Raw genomic sequence first — 14,645 nt, forward strand, 5'->3', positions numbered from 1 at the left:
CCCTAACCGAGTCTGGCACCGCTGTCCCTACCTGTTCGAGCGGTCCCGGGCCACCGGATCGGCACCCGCCGTCGGCCGGGTGCGCGTGGTCGCGCAGGCATCGAGAGGCGATATCCACAGGCTGCCGAGATCCTGAACACAGGCCGTCATCCACAGGCTCACACCCGCTCCCACGCGCTGTTTCACGTGAAACGGGGGGTGCCTGTGGACAACCGGTGTGGATAACTTTTTGGCCAGTCGGTCGTTGTCCGCGAACCGCCAAATCGGCGGGTTCGACGGCCCACTGGAGACGACATCGGACGGGCCGGCTCCGATCGGCGCCACATGCCACCGCCGGCGCGGTGCTCAGCCGCCGACGACCGCCCGCTGGCTCGTTGGTACGCGTCGGCGGTGACGGCTTGGCCCGTGTTCTCGGACCGCGTCAGCAGACCTCGGCCCGCCCGGCCCGGATGCCCCGGATGCTCCGGACGCCGACGGACGGAGAGGCCGAACCGCAGCACTGACGTCGAGGGTCGGAGACGGGGAGGCGACTCGCTTGACCGTCGACCCCAGGGTTTCGATCGGTGCCAGCGCGTCGCTGTCGCGGTTTCACGTGAAACCGCGCGCCGGGCAGCGAAGGGCGATCCTGCGGTCCGGGGCCAGGCTTGCGCTGGCTACCGCTCGTACACCAAGTTCGTGCGGTCCGGCGGTCCGGCGGTCCGGCGGTCCGGCGGTCCGCCGGTCCGGCGGCCTGGTGGTCCGGCGGTCCGGCGGCCTGGTGGTCCGGCGGTGCCGCGGTCTGGTGGCTCGGCGGACTCCCGCCAAGTTCGCTGCGAGGCTGCTCCCGCAGATTGACCGCAGTCGGGAGCCTCGGCCGAGGTGCGATGACAACGGAGATGTCGTTTCGCGCCACTGAGCGGCTCGCTGGCGCTTTGATCGGCGCATGGGGTGGTTCGGGTTGACTGGACCATCCCGAAGCCTCCTGCGACGCGCGTAGAGGATCCATCAGCGCCCGCACTCACCCCAGCGGCCGCCGCCAAGTCGCCCGCCACCGTGCCCGGCCGCTCGCCGCTGCATCCGCTCCGCCACTATCCGCCCGCGACGCCAGGCTCGTCGCCCACCGCCCCGCCCATCGCCCGCCACGCAAGGCGGGAGCCGGAACCCGGAACCCGCGAGCCGCGAGCCGCGAGCCGCGAGCCGCGAGCGGATTGTGCTTTCGAACGTGCGGGCCAGCGCGACCGACCGACCACATCCGTCCATCACTCCCGCCGACTTCTCCTGCGGCCAGAGGGGGACCCCGGGCTGGCTGGGGGCGAACCAGGGATGACGCCGGCCCACGGGCCGATCTCGGGATCAGGTCCGCCGTCTGTTTCACGTGAAACCGCGACGACCCCGGGATGCAGAACGGCCGCGCCCCCGTTCGGGTAGCGCGGCCGTAGGCGACGGGCGGGGTCAGTCCTCCCCGCCCTCCTCCTGTTGCACACCGATGATCCCGACGATTCGCTCAAGGTCGTCCACCGTGGCGAACTCGATCGTGATCTTGCCCTTGCTCCGGCCGATGTCCACCTTCACGCGGGTGTCGAACCGGTCGGACAGCCGATCGGCGAGATCGGTCAGGGCCGGCGCGTGCGCCTTGGGCCTCCGCTTTGCGGCCTGACCCTTCGCCGGCCCGTCGTTGAGGGCCAAGGCCACGATCTCCTCGGTCGCCCGAACCGACAGTCCCTCGGCCACGATCCGCAGGGCCAGCTGTTCCTGAGCCTCCGCCTCGTCGAGGCTCAGCAGGGCTCGGGCGTGCCCCGCCGACAGGATGCCGGCGGCTACCCGGCGCTGCACCTGGGCGGGCAGGTTCAGCAGTCGGATGGTGTTGGAGATCTGCGGGCGACTCCGGCCGATCCGGCGGGCCAACTCCTCGTGGGTGGCCCCGAACTCCTCCAGCAGTTGCTGGTAGGCGGCGGCCTCTTCCAGTGGGTTCAGGTTCGCCCGGTGAATGTTCTCGAGCAGGGCGTCGCGGAGCATCGCGTCGTCACGGGTGTCCCGGACGATCGCCGGGATGCTCTCCCGCCCCACCGCCTGGGCGGCCCGCCAGCGCCGCTCGCCCATTACCAGTTCGTACTTCTCGTCGTCGAGCTGCCGAACGACGATGGGCTGGAGGAAGCCGACCTCCTGGATCGAGGTCTTCAGCTCCTCCAGCGCCTCTTCATCGAAGACCTGGCGGGGCTGCTTCGGGTTGGGCATGATCGCGTCGACCGGGATCTCGGCGAATCGAGCACCGGGCACCGGGCTCAGCACGGGTTCCGGCTCGCGGACCGGCGCTCCGGCCGGCACCGCAGCGACGGCGACGGTGCCGGCGTCGTCCAGGTGCTCGCTCTCCGGATCTGCCGTCGCGGTGCCAGCGGCAGCCGGCGCCGGCCCGGTCGGGATCAGCGCCCCCAGGCCCCTACCCAGACCGCCCCGAGGACGGTTCTTCATGCCACGCCTCCCAGCGACTCGTCCGCACTACGCATTCCGGCCCACCGGCTCCTTGACGCCGCGCTCGGCGATCTCCTGGGCGGCCTCGAAGTAACTCGTGGCGCCCCGCGAACCGGGATCGTAGGTCATCACCGACTGGCCGTAGCTCGGTGCCTCGGAGACCCGGACGTTGCGGGGGATGACCGCCTGGAGAACCTTGTCGCCGAAGTGGTTCCGGACGTCCTGCTCGACGGCGTCGGCCAACCGGGTGCGACGGTCGTACATGGTCAGCAGGATGGTGGAGACATCGAGCTTCGGATTGAGGTGCTGGCGTACCAGGTTGATGTTGTTGATCAGCTGGTTGAGCCCTTCCAGCGCGTAGTACTCGCACTGGATCGGGATCAGCACCTCCTGCGCGGCAACCAGAGCGTTGACCGTGAGCAGGCCGAGCGAGGGCGGGCAGTCGATGAAGACGTAGTCGAACTCGCCCGGGTAGGCGGCGATCGCCCGATCCAGGCGCGACTCCCGGGCCACCACCGACACGAGCTCGATCTCCGCACCGGCCAGGTCGATGGTCGCGGGAACGCACCAGAGGTTGGGGATGCCCTCGACCGCCTGCGCCACCTCGGCCAGCGGCATGCTGTTGATCAGGCAGTCGTACACGTCGGGGATTCCGGTGTGGTGTGGGACGTTGAGCCCGGTCGAGGCGTTGCCCTGCGGGTCGAGGTCGACCACGAGCACCCGGTTGCCGTGCAGGGCGAGCGCCACCGCAAGGTTGACGGTGGTGGTGGTCTTACCCACGCCACCCTTCTGGTTGGCGACGCACATGACCCGGGTCCGGTCCGGCCGAGGCATGGTCACCTCGCCACTGGGATTCAGGATCTGCACGGCGCGCATCGCCTCCATAGCCAACGGTGGGTCATCCTCTTCGCGCGTCGGGGTTTCACGTGAAACGTACGTGGGATCGGCCGCCATGGCGGCCAACGACTCGGTCGAAGCGACAGGTGCGTCGGCGACCACCGGCGCGGCGTCCCGAACGGCCGCCGCAGTGGGTTGGTGTGGGACGGCCGGCTCGAAGCGAACCGCCGCGGCGGTGTTACGGCGACCTGAGGTCGACCGCACCTCGGCGGCGTTGATCGGTCGACTCGACGCCTCCGGCGTCCGACGACCACTCGCCGGCTCCGGAATGGCCGAGCCCTCCGGCCGCCCGGCACCCGACGACGGGTCGAGCGCTGCCGGCGGATCGCCGTCGTTAGGTCGGGTCGATGGCCCGGTCTCGCCGGGCGACCAGCTCGGGTAGTCGGTTTCACGTGAAACGGGATCGCTGGTCGACCCGGTCACGCGTGGATCGTCGTACCTGCCGTCGTCATGCACCTGTCATCCCTGCCCGCTTCGGATGGTCGGTCCGCGCCCCGGTCAACTTGGCCGCATCCTCGCCCGCAACCCGGAGCGTACGGCCCGCGGGAGCGGTCGGAAACCCGCGACGTCCGTCACCCGCTCCACACTATCGACGCGCGGTCAGCCTACGGCGGACGGGCGCGGCCGGTCCACGTCGGGTTCTCATCCCCTCGTCCATCCGTACCGGTACAACGAGGCAACCCACCGGCCGGAAGCCCGATGGCGCGAAGTGTCAACCTCGGCGGGAGCGTCCACCCCGGGCGCGTTTCTTGGTCGCCGGGCGGGCCGGGCCGACCATCCGCTCGCGCACGATCTCCACGACCGTGGTGGGCGGGTCGATCACCCCGACGCCGCACAGCTGCACGGTCGGCTCCCCGCCGCCAAGTCGCGCCACCACCTCGGCGTGCTCCTCGATCTCGGCGGCGGCGGACGAGCCCTTGAGCGCCAGCAGCCGACCGCCGCGAACCGCCAGGGGAAGGCTCCAGCCCGCGAGCCGATCCAGGGGTGCGACCGCGCGCGCGGTCACCACGTCTCCGCTGATCGGCTCCCGGCCACTCGACCCGCTGGCCGCCTCGTCGGCCCGGCCACGGAACACCCGCACCGACTTGGCCAGACCGAGTCGCTCGACGACCTCGATCAGGAACGACGTCCGCCGGGCCAGCGGCTCGATCAGGGTGACAGTGAGGTCGGGGCGGGCGATGGCCAGGACGAGACCCGGCAGACCGGCGCCGGAGCCGACGTCGAGCACGGTCGCGCCGGACGGGATCCGCTCGGCGACCGCGGCGCAGTTGAGCAGGTGTCGATCCCAGATCCGGGGTGCCTCCCGGGGGCCGATCAGGCCGCGGACCACCCCGTCGGTGGCCAGCAGTTCGGCGTACGCGGCGGCCAGGTCGAGGCGGTCACCGAAGAGGGTCAGCGCGGCCGGGGCCAGCTCGGGCGGCAACGCCGCGTCGGCCGGTGACGGGGAGGTGTCCCGCCCGGTCGATTCGGCATCGGCGTCGACGGTGGCGGGGCGGACAGCGGACGGCCCGGGCGGCACGCCGCCCGGGCCGGACACGGCGTCGGCCGTGATGTCGTCGTGGGTCACCCGGTCAGTCCGCCGGCCGTACGACGATGCGCCGGTTCGGCTCCACACCCTCGGACTCGCTCGCCACGCCGGACATGGCGTTCACGACGTCGTGCACGCACTTGCGCTCGAACGCGGACATCGCGTCCAGGCGGACCGGCTCGCCGTACTCCTTGACCTTCTCGACGGCGTTCTTGGCGACCGCGGCGAGTTCCTTACGGCGGTTCGCCCGGTAGCCACCGACGTCGAGCAGCAGACGGCTCGGCGTACCGGTCTGCCGGAAGACGGCAAGGCGGGTCAGTTCCTGGAGGGCCTCCAGGGTGGCCCCGCGCTGGCCGACCAGATTCTGCAGCCGCTCGCCGACCACCTCGACCATCGGACGGCCGGCGGCGACCAGCTCGTCGATGTCGCCGTCGTAGTCGAGGATGTCGAGCAGTCCTTCGACGTAGTCGGCGGCGATCTCGCTCTGCCGGAACAGGTCGCCCTCGCCCACAGCCTTCTTCACCCGGGTGCCAGCGGCGGTGTCGGTGTCGTCGTCCGCCTCGGTGTCATCGGCTTCGGTGTCGTCGCCGTCCACCGCGAGCGTGGCGGTCTCCTCCTCGTCCAGGGACTGCTCGGCGCGGGGGATGCTGGTCTCGGTCACGGTCTCATCTCCGTACTCGCTCGGCCGGACCGTCGGGTCCGACTGGTTTCCCGGGGCCGGCTGGAGGTTGCCGGTGCCCACAGGCACGTCTGTACGGGCAGTGTCGCCCGTGGCCGCGCGGTGCGCGGTCGGTTCCGCCCGGCGCCGGCCGTACGGCGGCTGCGCGGTGCGGAACGGGCCGCCGCCGGATCACCGGCGGCGGCCCTCGTAGGTCAGCCCTGCCGCTTGGCGGGGCGGCTCTTCTTCGGGTTGTTTGCGGGCTTGGCGCCCGGCTTCGGCCCGGCCACCTTGGGCGCGGTCGCCTTGACCGGTGCCGGCGGGGCCGTCTTGCCACGACCGAACAGGCCACCGGACTTGGCAGGCTGCACCGGGTTACGGCTGGCGGCGGGCGCGACGGCCTTCTTGGCGGTCACCGGCGGCGGGAACTTCCGCAGCACCCACTGCTGCTGGCCGAGGGTGAAGAGGTTGTTGGTGACCCAGTAGATGATGACGCCGATCGGGAAGATCGCGCCGGAGATCAGCAGCGACGCGGGGATGCCGTAGAGCATCAGTCGCTGGATCATCCGCTGCTGCGGGTCCTCGGCCCAGCCGGTCTTGAGGATCATCTGACGGCTGGTCAGGTAGGTGGTGGCGATCATGACCAGGACCAGGACACCAGCAATGATCTTTACGGTGCTGCCGTTGGCGCCGAGGCTGGCCAGCTCGTCGGCAGTGGAGCCGAACTTGCCGGCGATCGGGGCGGTGAAGAGCTTCGCCTGCGAGGCGCTCTGGAACTGGTCGGCGGTCCAGCCGTAGAGGGTCTTGCTCTGCTTGTCCGGGTCGAGCCGGCGCAGCACGTGGAAGAGGCCCAGGAAGACCGGGATCTGAAGGAACATCGGAAGGCAACCCATAAGCGGGTTGGCCTTCTCCTTCTTGTAGAGCTCCATCATTTCTTTCTGGAGCGTCTCCCGGTCACCCTTGTGCTTCTCCTGAAGCTCCTTGACCTTGGGCTGGAGCGCCTGCATCGCCCGCTGCGACTTGATCTGCTTGACGAAGACCGGGAACAGGATGACCCGGACGGTGACCACCAGGAAGATGATGGCCAGGATCCAGGCGAAGTTGGTGCCGATCACCGCGCCGACGGGCACCCCGATGGCGTCCCAGGCAGAGTGCCAGGTCAGCAGGATCCACGAAATCGCGTAGTAGATCCAGTCGAGACTCAGACTCAATTCGGGGCTCCAGTCACATCAGCACGACGGCGGCCGCCCGGCTCCGGCACCGGGTCATATCCACCAGGGTGAAAGGGGTGGCAGCGCAACAACCGCCGGGCCGCCAGCACGGCTCCCCGGAGCGCGCCATGCCGAACGACCGCCTCCTGGGCGTACGCACTGCACGACGGGTAGAACCGACAGCGAGCCGGCAGTGCCGGACTTATCCACCGACGGTACGCGATGATGGGCGCGATCAGCACCTTGGCACCGGTTGTCGACGGCCGTGGGCTGCTCTGCTCGGTGCCGCTCATCGGGACCGCCGTTCGCGCGGCGACCTGGCGACCGCGATGGCGGCGTCCAGGTCGGTGGCGAGTCGAGGGTACGACGCCTGCGCCGCGGCGGGGAGCGCCCGGACGACCAGGGTGCTGCCGTCGGGCAGGTCGGTCAACCGTTCCCGGACCAGCGCCCGCAGTCGGCGCCGGACCCGGTTACGGGTCACCGCGTTGCCGACCGCCTTGGACACGACGAAGCCGGCACGGGACGGTACGGACGACTGCTCCGCACTGTTGTCCCGTACCGGCTCCGGCGAGGTCGGTGTGCTGGGGTCGACGGTTGCCGGCACGGTCAGGTGGACCACGACGGCGCCACGTCCGGCGCGTCGGCCACCGCGAACCGCTGCGGCGAAGTCAGTGCTGCGCCGCAGTCGCTGTGCGGCGGCCAGCACGACTGCCCACGTCCCCTGGACCGGCCCGGTCGGCTCAGGCCGACAGGGTGGTGCGACCCTTGGCGCGACGGCTCGACAGGATGGCACGGCCGGCACGGGTGCGCATGCGCAGCCGGAAGCCGTGGGTCTTCGCGCGCCGGCGGTTGTTCGGCTGGTAGGTGCGCTTGCTCACGTCAGGCTCTCCGTTTTCGTACGCGCCCCGCGCGACGGGATCGCCGGGGTCGTGTGGTGGTCCAGGCCACCTCGACGGTGGCCCACGATCGGTGCTGTCCGGCGGAGCGGGGACTTCGGTGTTGCGGGGATGCGACCGCGGACAGCAAGCACCCATCACCCTAGCAGAGGGCGAGAAAGCAGCCGTTCCAGCCTACGCAGGGGGGCAATGACCGTCAAACACCCCGAGCAGGGGACAACGGGACGCGCCCGAGGCCGAAGGGCGGTTTTCGCTGATGCCGACAAGGGCGCCGCCGCGTCGCCGGTTGATGGCGCAGGGACAACGCTGTTACCGTGCCCGATTGCGGTGAGCGTCGGAAGCTCCGGTCGTCGCGCAGGCAAGACCGGACATGGCAGTGAATCGTTCGGCACGGTGAACCCGCTTCAGCGCCCGTTCAGGCGGGGGCAGGTCCCACCCGCGTCCGGCGGCGGCCACAATCGGTCGATACACAGGCTGTGGATAACTTGTGGATGACCACCGGTCGACCGTCCGGGTGGGTGTTGTTCCACCCGCGAACGCGGCGGGCCCGGGACGGCCGGCTGGCAGACAGCGGCGGCCGGGAGCAGAAGCGAGGGGGTGGCACGACGGTGGCCGGTACGACCGACCTTGCCGCAGTGTGGTTAGCGGCGACCGACGAGCTCGCCGACGAGATCATCTCCGCCCAGCAGCGTGCCTATCTCCGACTGACCCGGCTGCGAGCGATCGTCGAGGACACCGCACTGCTCTCCGTTCCGGACGCGTTCACCCGTGACGTGATCGAGTCACGACTGCGCCCGGCGATCACCGAGGCGCTCACCCGCCGGCTGGGCCGACCGATTCAGGTCGCGGTCACCGTTCGGGTGGCCGAGGACGCCAGCGGCCGACCGGCCGGCACCGTCTACCGCAGCGCCCCGGAGACCGGGCAGCTCGACATCGACGGCCCCGGTATGGCGCCGTTCGACGACGACCAGGGCGGTCGACCGTCTGCCGACGCGATGATCCCTGAGCAGTCGCCCGAGCCGGGTCCGCCGCCAGCGCCGGCGGGTCCGCCGCCAGCGCCGCCCGTGGAGGGGCATCGCGCGGGGTTGATTCCGGCCAGCAGGGACGGGCAGGAGGCCTTGTTCAGCGCTGCCTTCGCGGAGCCCCTGCGTCCCTCCCGACCGGGTCCGGACCGGCGTGGCTACGACGAGCAGGCTGCCCGCCTGGACCCGTCCGGCCCCGACACCCGGCCCTACGAGCCCCGCTACCGGGACGACTCGGCGTCGCCACGCGACCAGCACGTGATCCGTTCGCTGCCTCGGGACAGCGGTACGGACAGCGGCCCGGGTCGCAGCGCGGTGGACCATCGGGCCGGTGGCCGCGACGACCGTCGGTTGCCAGGTGCCGACACCGGCGGAAACCGGCTCAACCCGAAGTACATGTTTGAGACGTTCGTCATCGGCTCGTCCAACCGCTTCGCCCACGCGGCGAGTGTGGCGGTGGCGGAGTCGCCGGCCAAGGCGTACAACCCGCTGTTCATCTATGGGCACTCCGGGTTGGGCAAGACGCACCTGTTGCACGCCATCGGGCACTACGCCACGACACTCGGCAACGCCCGCTCGGTCCGGTACGTCTCGACCGAGGAATTCACGAACGACTTCATCAACTCGCTCCGGGACGACAAGACCAGCGCGTTCCAGCGGCGCTACCGCGACGTCGACATCCTGTTGATCGACGACATCCAGTTCCTGGAGAACCGCGAGCGCACCCAGGAGGAGTTCTTCCACACCTTCAACACGCTGCACAACGCCAACAAGCAGATCGTGATCACGTCCGACCGGTCGCCGCGTCAGCTCGCGACCCTCGAGGACCGGATGCGAACCCGGTTCGAGTGGGGGCTGCTGGCCGACATCCAGCCGCCGGATCTGGAGACCCGGATCGCGATCCTGCAGAAGAAGGCGGCGCAGGAGCGGATGTACGCCCCGCCGGACGTGTTGGAGTTCATCGCCTCCCGGGTGTCGAACTCGATCCGGGAGCTGGAGGGCGCGCTGATCCGGGTGACCGCGTTCGCCAGCCTGACCCGGTCGACCGTCGAGCTGTCGCTGGCCGAGGAGGTGCTTCGGGACTTCATGCCCGACGGCGCCGGTCCGGAGATCAACGCTGACCAGATCATGGCCTCGACCGCTGACTACTTCGGGGTGAGCCTGGAGGACCTGCGTGGCCAGTCCAGGTCCCGGGTGCTGGTCAACGCCCGCCAGGTGGCCATGTACCTGTGTCGGGAGTTGACCGAGCTGTCGCTGCCCCGGATCGGGCAGGCGTTCGGTGGCCGGGATCACACCACTGTGATGCACGCCGACCGCAAGATTCGTCAGCAGATGGCGGAACGCCGCTCGCTGTACAACCAGATCGCCGAGCTGACCAACCGGATCAAACAGAACAGCTGAGGCGTACGACGGCCCTCGCGGCGGCGCACAGCCGCAGGACACGCCCGACCGGATCTCCGGTCGGGCGTTCTTTTTGGTCCGTGAGCTGGACTCTCGACATGGTGGAGACCACAGCATTGAGGCCGTGACCGCCTCGATCCCCGCTCGTTGTCCACAGCTCGTTATCCACCGTCGGTGGATAACTACGGTCCGTCCTCCGCCAGTTACCCACAGGCTGTGGAGAAACCCTGTGTACGAAGCTGTGGACGCCTGGGGACGACCGTCAGGTTATCCACCGATCATCATCAACCTGTGTACGAGCTGTTGAAGGTTCTGGGGATGACGGCAATGGTGATCTTCCCCGCGATCCACAGGCTTGGGGAGAAAGTCGGTGGATTACCGGTGGACAACCGGTGGACAACGGTGGACAACCGGCCGTCGTCGCCGGGCTGTGGACACACGGGCCGGTTGTACCCCCGGTTCTCCACAGCTAAATCACCGGTGGATAACCTGCCTGACCTGCGCAGACCTCGGTTTTCCACAGTTTGCACAGGTGCGATGAAGACGATGAGTTATCTCTTCTAAGAGAACAAAAACCAATCATCACCGTTGGGCTTTCTGTGGATCGGGCCGAACGCTGTCGGATCAGCCGGTCAGCATCGACACGATCCATGGGGTCGGGCGCACAGCCGATGTCCCCGCGCCCTAAGGTGCGATGGGTACCCGCACGGTCGGGCGGGACGGTAGGCAGCGGTCGGCATGAGAGAGTTGTCGCTGACGTCGACGCGGAGGCATTGATGAAGTTCCGAGTGGAGCGCGACGCGCTCGCCGAGGCTGTGGCGTGGACCGCGAAGAGCCTGCCCAACCGGCCATCCGTACCGGTGCTCGCCGGGGTGATGCTCCGCGTCACCGACGGCAACCTGCGGGTCTCCGGGTTTGACTACGAGGTCTCCAGCCAGGTGACCGTCGAGGTGCAGGGCGACGCCGACGGCGCCGCGCTCGTCTCCGGCCGCCTGCTCGCCGAGATCACCAAGGCGTTGCCGGCCAAGCCGGTCGACATCGCCGCGGTCGGCGCGCATCTCGAGTTGGTCTGTGGCAGCGCCCGGTTCACGCTGCCCACCATGCCGGTGGAGGACTACCCCGCGCTGCCGGAGATGCCGCAGAGCGCCGGCACTGTCGATGCCGCAGCGTTCGCCACCGCGGTGGCCCAGGTGGCCATCGCCGCCGGTCGCGACGAGACGCTGCCGATGATGACCGGTGTCCGCGTCGAGCTGTCTGGCGACACCCTGTCGATGCTCGCCACCGACCGTTACCGGTTGGCGCTGCGCGAGATCCAGTGGCGGCCGGACGACCCCGAGGTGAGCATCAACGCCCTGGTGCCCGCCCGCACCCTGAACGACACCGCCAAGGCCCTCGGCCCGCTGGGCGGCGAGGTCACCCTCGCCCTTGCCCAGGGCGCTGCGGGCGAGGGCATGGTCGGCCTCGCCGGCGGCACCCGACGTACCACCAGCCGGCTGCTCGACGGCGCCAACTACCCGCCGGTGCGGTCGCTCTTCCCGGCCACGCACAACGCCGCGGCCCGGGTGCCGGTCAGCACGCTGATCGAGGTGGTCAAGCGGGTCGCGCTGGTCGCCGAACGGACCACCCCGGTGCTGCTCAGCTTCAGCGCCGACGGCCTGGTGGTTGAGGCCGGCGGTTCCGAGGAGGCGCGGGCCAGCGAGGCGATGGAGGCCACCTTCACCGGTGAACCGCTGACCATCGGCTTCAACCCGCAGTACCTCATCGACGGTCTGGCAAACCTGGGCGCTCAGACGGCCGTGCTCTCGTTCGTCGACGCCTTCAAGCCCGCGGTGATCTCTCCCGCCGGCGAGGATGGCGAGGTCATTCCGGGGTACCGGTACCTCATCATGCCGATCCGCGTCTCGCGCTGATCGCGCCCAGCAACACCCAGATCCACGGAGGTAGAAACACATGCAGCTCGGCCTGGTAGGACTCGGCCGTATGGGCGGCAACATGCGGGAGCGGTTGCGTTCGGCCGGGCACGAGGTGGTCGGCTTCGACCACAACGCGCAGATCAGCGACGTCACGACCATCGCCGGCCTGGCAGAGAAGCTTGAGTCGCCGCGCGCGGTCTGGGTCATGGTGCCCGCCGGTGTCACCGACGCCACGATCGACGAGCTCGCCGAGGTGCTCGGCGAGGGCGACATCATCATCGACGGCGGCAACTCACGCTTCAGCGACGACGCCCCCCGCGCGGAGCGGCTCAACCAGCGGGGCATCGGCTACATGGACGTCGGGGTCTCCGGTGGCGTCTGGGGCCGGCAGAACGGCTACGGGCTGATGGTCGGCGGCGCCCAGGAGCACGTGGACCGCCTGATGCCGATCTTCAACGCGCTCAAGCCGGAGGGTGAGTTCGGCTTCGTGCACGCCGGCCCCGTCGGTGCCGGGCACTACTCGAAGATGGTGCACAACGGCATCGAGTACGGCCTGATGCACGCCTACGCCGAGGGCTACGAGCTGATGGCCGCCTCGGAGCTGGTGACCAACGTGCCGGGCGTCATCAAGTCCTGGCGGGAGGGCACCGTCGTCCGTTCCTGGCTGCTCGACCTGCTCGACCGGGCGCTCGACGAGGACCCGGAGCTTGCCGACCTGAGCGGCTACACGGAGGACACCGGCGAAGGCCGGTGGACGGTCGACGAGGCGGTCCGGCTGGCGGTGCCGCTGAACGTCATCACCGCTTCGCTGTTCGCCCGGTTCGCCTCGCGGCAGGACGACTCGCCCGCCATGAAGGCCGTCTCCGCGCTGCGTCAGCAGTTCGGTGGCCACGCCGTCCACAAGCGCTGAGCGGTATCCACAACCTGTGTACGTTCACCGGCTGGAACTGGTCGACTTCCGCTCGTACGAGCGGGTCGCCGTCGACCTCCAGCCGGGAGCGAACGTCCTGATCGGCGCCAACGGCGTCGGCAAGACCAACCTCGTCGAGGCGCTGGGCTACGTGGCGACCCTGGACTCGCACCGGGTCGCCACCGACGCGCCTCTGGTCCGGATGGGCGCCACGTCCGCGGTGATCCGCTGCGCGGTGGTGCACGACGGCCGCGAGCTCCTGGTCGAGCTGGAGATCGTGCCCGGCAAGGCCAACCGGGCCCGACTGGGCCGCTCACCGGCGCGGCGGGCCCGGGACGTGCTCGGGGCGCTCCGGCTGGTGCTCTTCGCCCCGGAAGATCTTGAGCTGGTCCGGGGTGATCCGGCCGAGCGCCGCCGCTACCTGGACGACCTGCTGGTCAACCGACAGCCCCGGTTCGCGGGCGTGCGGGCCGACTACGAGCGGGTCGTCAAGCAGCGCAACGCCCTGCTGCGCACCGCGTACCTGGCCCGCAAGACCGGTGGTTCCAGGGGCGGCGACCTCGGCACCCTCGCGGTCTGGGACACCCACCTGGCCCAGCACGGTGCGGAGCTGCTCGCCGGCCGCCTGGAGCTGGTGGCCGCGCTCACCCCGCACGTGGCGAAGGCGTACGACGCGGTGGCGGCCGGTCGGGGTGCGGCGAGCATCACCTACCGGCCGTCGATCGAGCTGGCCGAGCCGACCACCGACCGGGCCGCGCTGGCCGAGGCGTTGACGGCGGCCCTGGCCGCGTCCCGCTCCGCCGAGATCGAGCGGGGCACCACCCTGGTCGGCCCGCACCGCGACGAGTTGGCGCTGAGCCTCGGCCCACTGCCAGCCAAGGGGTACGCCAGCCACGGCGAGTCCTGGTCGTTCGCCCTCGCGTTGCGGTTGGCCGGGTACGACCTGTTGCGCTCCGACGGCATCGAGCCGGTGCTGGTGCTCGACGACGTCTTCGCGGAGTTGGACACCGGCCGCCGGGAGCGGTTGGCGGAGCTGGTCGGCGGGGCGAGTCAGCTGCTGGTCACCTGCGCCGTGGACGAGGACGTGCCGGCCGCCCTGCGCGGCACCCGCTACCAGGTCGGCGAAGGGACGGTACGCCGTGTCGGATAAGCCAGGCACCGATCGGCCAGCGGCTGGCGACACCCCGGCTGCGCGTACCCCGAAGGCGGCGGAGGGATCGGCGGGCGGTGAGTCGGCGGCGGCCGCCAGCGGGCCGGAGCTGGCCCGGGCGGTGCTCGACGCGGCGCTGTCCCGACGGCAGGCGGCGGCCCGCGCCCGGCGTACCCCCGGCGGCGGCGGCGACGCTGCCGGCGGTTCGGGGCGGCGGTTGCGCGGTTACTCCGGCCCCGGCCCCGACCCGCGCGATCCGCAGCCGCTCAGCGCCGTGCTGAACCGGCTGGTGAAGGCGCGCGGCTGGCAGCAGCCGGCGGCCGAGGCCACCGTGTTCGGCGCCTGGGAGCGGGTCGTCGGCGCGGAGGTCGCGCAGAACAGTCGCCCGGTGAAGTTGGAGAACGGCGAGCTGACAGTGGAGGCGCGCTCGACCGCCTGGGCCACCCAGCTGCGGCTGCTCGCCGGCTCGCTGCTCAAGCAGATCGCCAGCGAGGTCGGGCACAACGTGGTGCGCAAGCTGCACATTCACGGCCCGGCCGCGCCCTCCTGGGGGAAGGGCCCGCGCCGGGTACGCGGCCGGGGTCCGCGCGACACGTACGGCTGAGCCGACG

The 14,645-nt window shown here is 70.4% G+C and carries 13 protein-coding genes; 5 read left to right on the forward strand and 8 right to left on the reverse strand.

Annotation, left to right across the window (positions count from 1 at the left end; translation table 11 throughout):
* Positions 1–1,431 precede the first annotated feature (1,431 nt).
* The 8 genes from KBX08_RS08375 to rpmH all read right to left on the reverse strand — a co-directional run bounded on the left by KBX08_RS08375 (position 1,432) and on the right by rpmH (position 7,620).
* Entirely contained in the window at positions 1,432–2,448 is a 1,017-nt protein-coding gene (locus tag KBX08_RS08375) for a ParB/RepB/Spo0J family partition protein (RefSeq protein WP_210782089.1), read from the reverse strand.
* Between the two features lie 27 nt (positions 2,449–2,475).
* Positions 2,476–3,549 (reverse strand): ParA family protein, encoded by a 1,074-nt coding sequence (locus KBX08_RS08380; RefSeq protein WP_374101932.1) that lies wholly within the window; start codon positions 3,547–3,549, stop codon positions 2,476–2,478.
* 508 nt (positions 3,550–4,057) lie between these two features.
* The gene (gene rsmG / locus KBX08_RS08385; protein ID WP_210782091.1) at positions 4,058–4,912 is read right to left on the reverse strand and encodes a 16S rRNA (guanine(527)-N(7))-methyltransferase RsmG; all 855 of its coding nucleotides are present in this window, start codon (positions 4,910–4,912) and stop codon (positions 4,058–4,060) included.
* A 4-nt stretch (positions 4,913–4,916) separates the two neighbouring features.
* Positions 4,917–5,534: a R3H domain-containing nucleic acid-binding protein gene (locus KBX08_RS08390; protein WP_210782093.1), complete on the reverse strand. Its 618-nt coding sequence runs from the start codon at positions 5,532–5,534 to the stop codon at positions 4,917–4,919.
* Positions 5,535–5,746: 212 nt separating this feature from the next.
* Positions 5,747–6,736 carry a membrane protein insertase YidC gene (gene yidC / locus KBX08_RS08395; RefSeq protein ID WP_210782192.1) on the reverse strand — a complete coding sequence of 330 codons (990 nt, stop codon included), beginning with the start codon at positions 6,734–6,736 and terminating at the stop codon, positions 5,747–5,749.
* Positions 6,737–6,738: 2 nt separating this feature from the next.
* Entirely contained in the window at positions 6,739–7,035 is a 297-nt protein-coding gene (yidD, locus tag KBX08_RS08400) for a membrane protein insertion efficiency factor YidD (protein ID WP_091396555.1), read from the reverse strand.
* Positions 7,032–7,448 (reverse strand): ribonuclease P protein component, encoded by a 417-nt coding sequence (rnpA, locus tag KBX08_RS08405; protein ID WP_210782095.1) that lies wholly within the window; start codon positions 7,446–7,448, stop codon positions 7,032–7,034. Before rnpA ends, yidD begins: the two co-directional genes overlap by 4 nt.
* Positions 7,449–7,482: 34 nt before the next feature.
* The gene (gene rpmH, locus KBX08_RS08410; protein ID WP_007453904.1) at positions 7,483–7,620 is read right to left on the reverse strand and encodes a 50S ribosomal protein L34; all 138 of its coding nucleotides are present in this window, start codon (positions 7,618–7,620) and stop codon (positions 7,483–7,485) included.
* 509 nt (positions 7,621–8,129) lie between these two features.
* Here rpmH and dnaA point away from each other — a divergent pair.
* The 5 genes from dnaA to KBX08_RS08435 all read left to right on the forward strand — a co-directional run bounded on the left by dnaA (position 8,130) and on the right by KBX08_RS08435 (position 14,638).
* Positions 8,130–10,061 carry a chromosomal replication initiator protein DnaA gene (dnaA, locus tag KBX08_RS08415; RefSeq protein WP_247669075.1) on the forward strand — a complete coding sequence of 644 codons (1,932 nt, stop codon included), beginning with the start codon at positions 8,130–8,132 and terminating at the stop codon, positions 10,059–10,061.
* Between the two features lie 776 nt (positions 10,062–10,837).
* Positions 10,838–11,971: a DNA polymerase III subunit beta gene (gene dnaN, locus KBX08_RS08420; RefSeq protein ID WP_210782097.1), complete on the forward strand. Its 1,134-nt coding sequence runs from the start codon at positions 10,838–10,840 to the stop codon at positions 11,969–11,971.
* A gap of 40 nt (positions 11,972–12,011) precedes the next feature.
* Positions 12,012–12,884 carry a phosphogluconate dehydrogenase (NAD(+)-dependent, decarboxylating) gene (gene gnd / locus KBX08_RS08425; RefSeq protein WP_091396544.1) on the forward strand — a complete coding sequence of 291 codons (873 nt, stop codon included), beginning with the start codon at positions 12,012–12,014 and terminating at the stop codon, positions 12,882–12,884.
* A 16-nt stretch (positions 12,885–12,900) separates the two neighbouring features.
* Positions 12,901–14,034: a DNA replication/repair protein RecF gene (recF, locus tag KBX08_RS08430; protein WP_210782099.1), complete on the forward strand. Its 1,134-nt coding sequence runs from the start codon at positions 12,901–12,903 to the stop codon at positions 14,032–14,034.
* Entirely contained in the window at positions 14,024–14,638 is a 615-nt protein-coding gene (locus tag KBX08_RS08435) for a DUF721 domain-containing protein (protein WP_210782101.1), read from the forward strand. Before recF ends, KBX08_RS08435 begins: the two co-directional genes overlap by 11 nt.
* Positions 14,639–14,645 lie beyond the last annotated feature (7 nt).

The organism is Micromonospora sp. H61 (assembly GCF_018070325.1).
Lineage (GTDB): Bacteria > Actinomycetota > Actinomycetes > Mycobacteriales > Micromonosporaceae > Micromonospora > Micromonospora salmantinae.

Excerpts from the sequence above, each read along its gene's own strand:
- KBX08_RS08375 (WP_210782089.1), bottom strand. The coding sequence starts at position 2,448 with ATGAAGAACCGTCCTCGGGGCGGTCTGGGTAGGGGCCTGGGGGCGCTG.
- yidD (WP_091396555.1), bottom strand. The coding sequence starts at position 7,035 with ATGAGCGGCACCGAGCAGAGCAGCCCACGGCCGTCGACAACCGGTGCC.
- dnaA (WP_247669075.1), top strand. The coding sequence starts at position 8,130 with ATGACCACCGGTCGACCGTCCGGGTGGGTGTTGTTCCACCCGCGAACG.
- dnaN (WP_210782097.1), top strand. The coding sequence starts at position 10,838 with ATGAAGTTCCGAGTGGAGCGCGACGCGCTCGCCGAGGCTGTGGCGTGG.
- gnd (WP_091396544.1), top strand. The coding sequence starts at position 12,012 with ATGCAGCTCGGCCTGGTAGGACTCGGCCGTATGGGCGGCAACATGCGG.